Source organism: Endozoicomonas sp. ONNA2, from assembly GCF_024606365.1.
Lineage (GTDB): Bacteria > Pseudomonadota > Gammaproteobacteria > Pseudomonadales > Endozoicomonadaceae > Endozoicomonas.
This window is the reverse complement of record NZ_JAHHPO010000043.1, coordinates 19,140-29,168: the sequence shown is the minus strand read 5'-3', so window position 1 is coordinate 29,168 and position 10,029 is coordinate 19,140. Positions and strand designations below refer to the sequence as shown.

7 protein-coding genes are annotated in these 10,029 nt (G+C 49.6%); 2 read left to right on the top strand and 5 right to left on the bottom strand.

All coding sequences use genetic code 11. The features are described from left to right. Positions 1–32: 32 nt before the first annotated feature. From KDK14_RS00650 to secA, 4 genes are all read right to left on the bottom strand, one after another. Positions 33–653 carry a hypothetical protein gene (locus KDK14_RS00650; RefSeq protein ID WP_257263082.1) on the bottom strand — a complete coding sequence of 207 codons (621 nt, stop codon included), beginning with the start codon at positions 651–653 and terminating at the stop codon, positions 33–35. Between the two features lie 198 nt (positions 654–851). Continuing rightward, positions 852–1,817 carry a Nudix family hydrolase gene (locus tag KDK14_RS00645; RefSeq protein WP_257263081.1) on the bottom strand — a complete coding sequence of 322 codons (966 nt, stop codon included), beginning with the start codon at positions 1,815–1,817 and terminating at the stop codon, positions 852–854. 44 nt (positions 1,818–1,861) lie between these two features. Then, a complete protein-coding gene (argJ, locus tag KDK14_RS00640) occupies positions 1,862–3,079 on the bottom strand; it encodes a bifunctional glutamate N-acetyltransferase/amino-acid acetyltransferase ArgJ (RefSeq protein ID WP_257263080.1) in 1,218 nt (405 codons plus the stop codon). 327 nt (positions 3,080–3,406) lie between these two features. Further along, a complete protein-coding gene (gene secA, locus KDK14_RS00635) occupies positions 3,407–6,142 on the bottom strand; it encodes a preprotein translocase subunit SecA (protein WP_257263079.1) in 2,736 nt (911 codons plus the stop codon). A gap of 504 nt (positions 6,143–6,646) precedes the next feature. On the opposite strand from secA, the gene cysK reads away from it, so the two are divergent. Continuing rightward, positions 6,647–7,603, top strand: coding sequence for a cysteine synthase A (cysK, locus tag KDK14_RS00630; RefSeq protein ID WP_257263078.1), 957 nt, complete (start codon positions 6,647–6,649; stop codon positions 7,601–7,603). Positions 7,604–7,610: 7 nt separating this feature from the next. Then, complete coding sequence (locus KDK14_RS00625; RefSeq protein WP_257263077.1) at positions 7,611–8,693, top strand: homoserine O-acetyltransferase; 1,083 nt, start codon at positions 7,611–7,613, stop codon at positions 8,691–8,693. 66 nt (positions 8,694–8,759) lie between these two features. On the opposite strand, the gene KDK14_RS00620 is transcribed toward KDK14_RS00625, so the two are convergent. After that, positions 8,760–9,695 carry a M23 family metallopeptidase gene (locus KDK14_RS00620; RefSeq protein WP_257263076.1) on the bottom strand — a complete coding sequence of 312 codons (936 nt, stop codon included), beginning with the start codon at positions 9,693–9,695 and terminating at the stop codon, positions 8,760–8,762. Between the last annotated feature and the right edge of the window lie 334 nt (positions 9,696–10,029).

The window sequence follows — 10,029 nt, the reverse complement described above, 5'->3', positions numbered from 1 at the left end:
TGATTGCGGTGGAGCATCTGAATATGCGGAAGTTATTTACAGACAATTCCTAAGTTAACACGTGTGACTGAAAGTTCAGTTTCCAACTGTTGGATATTTTTATCTTTCTTATTAATCTCCTGCTTGTGTTGTTCCTTGAGTTCGGCCTGTTCTCCATGGGCATTTCTAACCGCGACCTCTAGCTGATCCTCAGCCTGCCTTTTATATCCTTCACATCTACGCTCTGCTGAATGGTAGTTAGCCTTTGCAATTGCAAGCCTGTCTTGAAGGCCTGTATTCGCTTCTTTCAGCCTTTTAGTTTCCTGTACCAGTGCTTCATAATAATTATTGAGCGTTTCATAATCTGTTTGAAGCGCTTCAAATTCCGCTTTGGTTGGAATTTTGTTGTCAATGCCATCTTTCTTTTCAACATGCCTGTTATAAAGGCTTTTGAAACCTTCAATGGCATCGCCCATCAGCGCAGGTATGACGCCAAAGGGGACGAAGACGGTAGCAACTGCACGTCCAAGCCATTTACCAGCTGTGCTCCCTACTTCAAATTTACTCGAAACGCTGTCGGCCACTTTGTGACACCAGCTCACAATGGTCCAATTTTTTTGCCGGGATTCCACGGTTGTTTGCGGCGCAGGTGTACTACTGGATAATTCAGGCATATTAACTTCCTCTTATTTGTTGTCAATGGATTTAACCAAATGATACTAATGTTTAGAGAGGAAAATTGGCAGTTAGTTCAATAGTCAATTATGTTATTTAGTAATTAAAAAATATTAATATAAAATAATTTAATATAACTAATTTAATATAAAAATGTCCGATGGCTTGCATAGCGAAGAACAGGCGTTCCGAGACTATTAGCCCCAAAACGCCTGAATAGCTGCAATTCCCCGGGCACCGGACCGCCTCGCAAGATGGGTATCTTCCTGATTCATCCCCCCCAGCCAGAAGACGGGCACTTTTGCCACTGCGGTCAATGTTTCAGCCCGGTCCAGCCCCAGGGGAATAGCCCCTGGGTGGGAAGCGGTTGCCTTGACCGGTGACAAGGTAATAAAGTCCACCCCCATCGCCTCGGCCGCTGCTATCTGCTCCTGATCGTGGCAGGAGGCTGCCAGTAGCTGACGGGGATGCTGCTTCTCAGGTTTAATCGCTAACCCCAGTTGACGGGAGGTCAAATGAAGCCCATGGCACCAGGATTCTGACAGTAGGGAGGCATCCCCTTTGATGATCACTGTCCCACCGGCAGCCTGAACGAAACCCGTCAGCGCTTGTGCCAGTTGCAGGTAGTCACGCTTTGCCAACCAATGAGCCCGGAATTGGATCAGGCGGATACCGTTTTCCAGGGCTGTCGATACGCCATTGAACAGGGCTTTCTGGTCCACAAAATCACCGGTAATCATATAACGGTCAGGGAGTTGTAACGCCTTGAGTATCGCCTTATTGGCTTCGGGAAACCCATAGTTATCAAGACAGTCCTTCTCAACCCACTGAATCAACTGACCTTCATTGCCTGTTGGCTCACCGCGAATACCACTGACCACCCAGGTATCGAGCAATACGGACTTGTCAGGGTAGTCATGGCGAATCTTGATCAAGGGTAAAAAGGTTGCCACTTCGATACCCAGTTCTTCACCAAGCTCCCGGTTCAGGGCTGCCTTGATATCTTCCCCTGGCGCCACTTTACCACCGGGAAACTCCCATAAACCGCCCATGTGTTTCTCTTCAGGACGTTTGGCCAATAAAACCCGACCATCGTCCCCAAGAATCACAGCAACCGCCACATGAATAACGTTTTTGTTGTCAACCTTGCTTTTTTTGACCATGACTTTCGATAATCTCGTTTTCGTTGACAGCCTCGCCAATCCCTTCAGGTGCGATACTCGGCGTTGATCTTTATGTATCCATGGGATAAATCGGTGGTCCAGATCTCTTCAGTGCAATGGCCAGCCCCCAGGGAAATCCGTATCAGGATTTCCTCCTGGTTCATCACTTTCTGGCCGGCTTCTTCGGTATAACCCGCTGCCGGTTGCCCACGGTCAACAATGGCTGTATCCCCCAACCAGATGGATACACGATCAATCATCAGCTCGGGAATATCGGCCCGGCCAATCGCTGCCAGAATTCGCCCCCAGTTTGGGTCACTGGCATACAGGGCCGTTTTTACCAGTGGTGAATGGGCGACGGTATAAGCCACGTCCAGGGCGTCCTGATGGGAGGCTGCCTGTTCCACTTTTACCGTGACAAATTTACTTGCCCCCTCACCATCTCTGACAATCGCCCGGGCAAGCTCTACAGCCACCGCTCGAAGGTTTTCTTTCAGTTTCCCGGCCAACGGAGAATCACAGGAAGTAATGACATCATTACCTGCAGCCCCTGTAGCAACCACCATAAAGCTGTCGTTGGTGGATGTATCACCATCAATGGTGATCCGGTTAAAGGATTGATTGGTTATGTCCAACAGCAGGTTTTGCAAAAACGCTGGCGCCACCGCTGCATCCGTTGCGATATAAGCCAGCATGGTACCCATATTGGGCTTGATCATGCCGGCACCTTTACTGATACCGGAGACCGTGTAGCGGGTTCCCTCATGGGCAAATTCCCGGCTGCTGCCTTTAGGCCGCGTATCGGTTGTCATGATGCCTTCAGCCGCAGACAACCAGTTATCTTCTTGCAGATCAGACAGCGCTGCCGGTAACGCCGCACAGAGTGTATTGACCGGAAGCGGTTCACCAATCACGCCGGTTGAAAACGGCAAGACCTGCCACTCATGAACGCCGGACAACGTTGCCAGCGCCAATGACGTCTGCCTGGCTGCTGCCATTCCCTGCTCACCGGTGCCTGCATTGGCATTACCGGTGTTGATAAGAAAGTAACGGGGATCACCACTCAAGCGCTCACGACTTAAATGAACCGGGGCTGCACAAAAACGGTTAAGGGTAAAAACCCCGGCCACTGAGCTGCCCTTATCCCAGTTCATGACCACAAGATCCCGGCGGCCGGGTTTGCTGATACCCGCCATTGCCGTGCCCAGGCGAAAACCCCTGACCGGTTTCACTGCAGCCCACTTTCCAGATCCTGTTGTCATGGTTGACTCCATTGGTTGATATAGTTGCCAGGAGGCTGTCCGATAATAGCGCCCGCAGCGAGGATTGCGAGAAATTGAGGATAAAAATTTCTGATTCTGAGGAGAATACCCTGAAGGGTACCCGGAAGGCTATTTGACGAAGAAGCAGAAATTTCCAGACCAATTTATCGCAACCGGGCAACTGGAGCAGTTGCCGTGTAGGGCAGTCTATTACCGGACAGCCGCCTGGGTGTTGACTTTGGACGGTTGTGTTTTCCGCTGTGAGCAGATGCAGAAACAAAAACGGGCCAGCCTGTCAGGGCTGACCCGCTGTTCAGGTGATCCGGATCAGGCAATTCTACCATGACACTGCTTGTACTTCTTACCGGAACCACATGGGCACGGATCATTCCGCCCCACCTTACGACCTTCCCGAACGAAGGGCTGATGAGCTTCAGGTGCTTCCTGCCCTGTTGCTTCAGCCTCTGCATCCTGGGCCCGTGCATGCTCGAATTGCATTCTCCGTGCCATTTCCTCACGACGCTGCCGTTCCATCTCAGCGGTTCGATCATCTTCCTGCACCTGCACATGGGAGATAATACGAATGGTGTCGTACTTGATATCCTCAAGCATCTGCTGGAATAGCTCAAACGCCTCACGCTTGTATTCCTGCTTGGGGTTTTTCTGGGCATAACCTCGCAAATGGATACCCTGTCTCAGGTGATCCATGGTGGCCAGGTGCTCTTTCCACTTGTCATCCAGAATCCGTAGCAGAATATGCTTTTCAAAGTTACGCAGAACCTCAGCACCGGCCAGCGCTTCCTTGTTGCGGTAGGCGTCAATAACCCCCCGGAGAATGCGCTCACGAAGTGCTTCTTCATCCAGACGATCATCTTCATCCAGCCACTGCTGAACCGGCATGCGCTCATTCAACTCACTGGCCAGCTTCTCTTCCAGGCCTTTAACATCCCACTGCTCTTCCAGGCTCTGGGGCGGAATGTGCTGACTGATCAGGCCACTCACCACATCTTCACGGAGCGCTTCAATGCTGGCAGAAACATCATCGGCACTGAGCAGTTCATCCCGTTGCTGATAAATCACCTTACGCTGATCATTGGCAACGTCATCGTATTCCAGCAGTTGCTTGCGAATATCGAAGTTACGACCTTCCACTTTGCGCTGGGCTTTTTCGATGGCATTGGTCACCATACGGTGTTCAATGGCTTCACCTTTTTCCATGCCCAGGGCTTTCATAAAGTTTTTAACGCGTTCAGAGGCGAAAATCCGCATCAGACTGTCTTCCAGAGACAGATAAAACCTGGAAGAGCCCGGATCTCCCTGACGACCGGAACGACCTCTTAACTGGTTATCGATGCGCCGTGACTCGTGACGCTCGGTACCGATAATATGCAGACCACCGGCTTCGAGCACCGCCATGTGACGCTTCTGCCAGTCCGCCTTAATCTGATCAACTTGCTCCCGGGCCGGGTTATCCAGTTCAGCGACTTCTGCCTTCCAGTTACCGCCCAGCATGATATCGGTACCACGGCCTGCCATGTTGGTAGCGATGGTTACCGCACCCGGACGACCAGCCTGGGCGATGATGTCCGCTTCTTTCTCATGGAATTTGGCATTCAGTACCTGGTGCGCAATGCCCGCCTTATCCAGGGCCCTGGACAGATGCTCGGAGGAGTCGATAGAGGCCGTACCCACCAGAACCGGGCGTTCGGCTTTTACCGTTTCTTTGATATCGTCAATGATCGCGTCGTATTTTTCCGCAATCGTCAGATAGACGAGATCATTACCATCCTGACGAACCATCTCTTTGTGGGTAGGAATAACAATAACGTCCAGACCATAGATCTGACGGAACTCAAACGCTTCGGTATCAGCAGTACCGGTCATGCCGGAGAGTTTGTCATAATTCCGGAAATAATTCTGGAACGTTGTGGAAGCCAGGGTCTGGCTCTCAGCCTGAATGCGCAGTCCTTCTTTCGCTTCAATCGCCTGGTGAAGACCTTCTGAAAGACGACGACCGGGCATGGTTCGGCCAGTGTGCTCATCCACCAGCATAACTTCATTATTCTGAACAATGTATTCCACATTGCGGTTAAACAGCACATGGGCTTTCAGGGCTGAGTTCACATGGTGCAGCAAGTTCAGGTTGTTGGAGGCGTAAAGGCTCTCACCTTCCGGCAACAGGCCCTCTTGTTGCAGCAGTTCTTCAATAAACTGATGGCCCAATTCATTCAGTTCAACCTGACGGGTCTTCTCATCAACGGAGTAATGGCCGGTAAGCTCAACCGTATCGGGATCCTGGTCTTCAGGTATCGGCTCCTGCCGTTGCAGCCCGGGGACCAGTTGATTCATCTTTTTATACAGTTCTGAGGAATCTTCAGCAGGACCGGAAATAATCAGCGGTGTCCTGGCCTCATCGATCAGAATCGAGTCAACCTCATCGACAATAGCGAAGGAGAGATCACGCTGAAAACGATCCTCCTTGCGAAAGGCCATGTTGTCACGGAGGTAGTCAAAGCCAAATTCGTTATTGGTTCCGTAGGTGATATCCGCCTGGTAAGCCTGACGCTTCTCCTGCGGATCCTGCTGGGGGACAACAATACCGACGCTCATCCCCAGGAACTCATAGAGTGGACGCATCCAGTTGGCATCACGACGGGCCAGGTAATCATTGACGGTGACCACATGCACGCCCTGACCGGGAATCGCATTCAAATAAGCAGGCAGGGTTGCCACCAGTGTCTTGCCTTCACCGGTGCGCATCTCGGCAATGCGTCCTTCATGGAGGGTCATGCCACCAATAAGCTGGACGTCAAAATGACGCATGCCCATCACCCGCTTGCCTGCCTCACGAACCACGGCAAACGCCTCAGGCAACAGGTCGTCAAGGGTTTCGCCTTTATTGAAGCGATCACGAAACTCCCCTGTTTTAGCCTTCAGCTCATCATCACCCAGGGCAGCCAGGCCTTCTTCCAGGGCATTGATTGACTTGACAACCTTGCCCATCCGTTTCAGCTGGCGGTCATTCCGGCTACCAATAACTTTCTTGATTAAAGAAGCAAACATAAGTTGTTAACAGTCTCACACTCTGTTTCCGGAGCTGTCTTCCTACCAAAAAATCCGGACTGGAGCAGACAAGCCCACATTAGCCAGACATTCTATGACAATCACGGCAAAGTCTCACCTATATTAGCTGTATTTCTGTACTGTTAATTAAAGTAGCCAATCAAGTGAAATCGTATTTTCTGACTAATTTGACAGTCACTCTGCTGCGTTACAACTCCGTTTACACAGCCAAGGCTATGCTCACTGCGTTGTGGTTTGCACAGTAACCGCCCACTTAGTCAGAAAATACGATTCCATTTGTCCGACTACTCAAGCTGATACAAAAATGCGGTAAATAAGATTTTTGCACTGGTATTGAACTGACGGCATACTGGTGTGCCTGAAAATCTGATCAGTCCCTTGGCAACTGTCTTTTGACAACTGTCTTTTGACAACTGTCTTTTGACAACATAGATCAGAAAAATATCAACCGGGGTGGTAAAAGACACCAAGAGAAATACCCTTATGATTTACAATTCAATTTTGGAAACAATCGGCAAGACCCCCATCATTAAAATCAATCGCCTGACACCGACACACATAAATTTCTACGTGAAGGCCGAGTACTTTAACCCTATGGCCTCCGTAAAGGATCGATTGGCATTTGCCATCATCAACGACGCCAGGCAAAAAGGTGAACTTGAAGAAGGTCAAACCGTTGTTGAAGCGACCTCCGGTAATACAGGTATCGCTATGGCCATGGTGTGTGCGGCATTGAACCATCCTTTTGTGGCTGTTATGACCGAAACTTTCTCTGTCGAGCGACGCAAAATTATGCGTGCCCTGGGTGCCAAAGTTGTACTGACGCCAGCTGCGGAGCGTGGTACCGGTATGGTGCGTGTTGCCAAAGAATTGTCCGAGAAAAACGGCTGGTTCTTGGCAAGACAGTTTGAAAACACAGCTAATCCTGAATATCACCGTAACACTACCGCCCCTGAAATTTTGCAGGATTTTGCCGGCAAGCCGCTGGATTACTTCGTCAGTGGTTACGGCACTGGTGGTACCATCACCGGTGTCGGTGAAGTACTTAAAGCTGCCCGCCCAAACATCAAAATCATCTGCACTGAACCTGCCGGTGCGGCACTGCTCAGTGGTAAACAGTGGGCACCACACAAGATTCAAGGTTGGACGCCGGACTTTATCGCCACAGTCCTTAACCGTGAAATCATTGATGAAGTATTACCGGTTGATGATGTGGTTGCCCGCGATACCGCTCTTGAACTGGCCCGTAAAGAAGGCATCTTCTGTGGTATCTCTGCCGGTGCAACGGTTGCGACTGCACTTGAACTGGCTGAAACTGCACCTGAAGGCACGACCATTTTGGCTATGTTGCCAGATACCGGTGAACGTTACTTGTCTACTTTCATGTTTGATGATATTGCCGAAGGCTCAGACGATGAAATACTGGAAACCTTGAAGTAGTACTATCTTGAGTTATTCAATACAGAACCTCGAAGACGGCTCCAGACTGTTCAAATGCACGGAGCCGTTCCACCTTGCCAATGGCCGGGTATTGGAACACTGGCAGTTGTGTTATGAAACTTTCGGTCATTTGAATAAACAAAGGGATAATGTTGTTCTGATTCATCATGCCTTGAGTGTCGGGCCCCATGTAGCTGCCACTGAAGCCAATCCGGGAAAGGGCTGGTGGCAGGCAATGGTGGGACCAACCAAAGCGATTGATACCGACAAGTATCATGTTATTTGCATCAACAATTTGGGTAGTTGTTTTGGTTCAACCAGTCCGGTGACCATCAACAAGCTGACCGGCAAGCGCTGGGCAGGAGACTTTCCGGATGTGGGGATGGAAGACATGGTGCACAGTCAGAAGTTATTGCTGGACCACCTCGGTATCAAGAGCCTGTATGCCATGATTGGTAACTCAATGGGTGCTATGGTTTCACTGACTTGGGCAATTGCTTATCCCGATTCGGTGCAAAGGTTACTGTTGACCAGTTCGTGTTACAAGTCATATCCGGCCAATATCGCCAACCGTCGTATCCAGCAGGAATCGATTCGTCTCGATCCTGCTTTTAAAGATGGCAATTATGAACCGGATGCCCAACTAAACGGATTCCGATTGGCACGAAAGCTGGGGCTTTATACTTATCGTAACGCCACAGAATGGAACCGACGCTTTAATAGTTTCAACAATATCGGCATTCATGATGATGAAATCAACAGTTATATGGATTATAACGCCGGTATGTTTTGCCGCAGCTTTGATGCCAACTGCTATTTGGTGCTAACCACCGCAATGGACCGATATGATGTGACACAGCCATACGGATCGCTCTTTGCCACTTTCAACAGAATTACCGCTAAAACCACAGTAATTTCGGTAGAGAGTGATATTCTGTTTACACCGCAACAACAGCAAGAGTTACACGAAGGTCTGCTGACAGGACGGGTCGACTGTCACTATATCAATCACCACTCCCAATATGGCCATGATGCCTTCTTGGTAGAAACCGAAACCTTTGGCAACTATCTGCGGGCATTTCTCGGTTAAAAATCGAGCATCAAGCATTTCTTTTCGCTGCAATCGCAGCTCGCATTAATAAAACAGCCTTAAATGCTATTTGCTTGCCCTGTAGATATATCGCGAAGGATCCTGAGGCTTACCATTTTTCAAAACCTCAAAGTGTACATGAGGTCCGGTTGACCGCCCGGAACTGCCCATTTTGGCAATAGCCTGCCCCCTGGTGACAATATCACCGACCCTGACCAGACTTTCATCATTGTGGGCATAACGTGTCAGATAGCCATTGCCATGATTGACCTCCACCAGCAGCCCATAGCCTGAGCGGGTGTCGGACCAGACAACAACACCTGCGGCAACGGAAATAATGTCTGAGCCGCGCTTGCCGGCAAAATCCACACCATTATGCCAGGCAGCCTTTCCGGTAAACGGGTCTGTACGACGGCCATAACGGGAGGAGAGCCAGCCTTGTCTGACGGGCAACCCTGCCAGAAAAGCATCGTCATGAAGGGTTCTGTTGGCAATAAGATTGTCCAGAAGGTCCAGCTGTTCTTCACGGTTATCGATCTGATCTGCCAGTTGATCAATCGCATCAATCAGACTCAATTTGCTGTAGGCTGCCTCTGCCTCAGCAAACTCCTGGGGGCCACCCAGCGCTGGTACTTCATTGAAGTTAAATTCACCATCATCCAGTTTTGCCTTGCTGGTGAGGCGTTCGCCAAGGGCATCAAGCCGGGTCATACGCCCTTGAAGCTCGGAAAGCCTGAGCATCAGGGCATCCAGCTGGTTTTGCGTTTGCTGACGGACAAGACCAAGGTCCTGTTGCTGTGTATCCAGGATCTGTTTCCAGTTTTTTACGCCATCACTGGTTAGCATTTGCTCCTGATTATTGGTCAGCCAGGCATACATTGCACCACCACCAATGGCCATGGATAGTAAAAAGGCACAGCAACACAAACCCCCTGCCCATTTTCCACTTCCGGAATAGGTTCGGGTTCGAGAATGACCCTGATTAACGACAATAATTTTCATTAGCAGACCTTAATGCCAAACCAGCTGTACATCTCCACTATTAAATTTCAGGAGCACTATTAAATTTCAGGAGCCGCCTTATTGAACCAGTAACACCTACATCTGTAACAATTATCAACACCCCACTGTGCTACCTACAACAAACCATACTGATTTTATCGTTACCGGGCAGTATTTTTTTAACACTGTCAAACCAATCGAGCGTCAATAAAACATAGTACTGACGAACAAGAATATACACTTATCAGAGTGCAGAATTGGTATAACTGGTACCCATATAGAAAAGAGGCCACGATTACTGTGGCCTGGTTCAAGACTATTTCAGCCTCGTAAA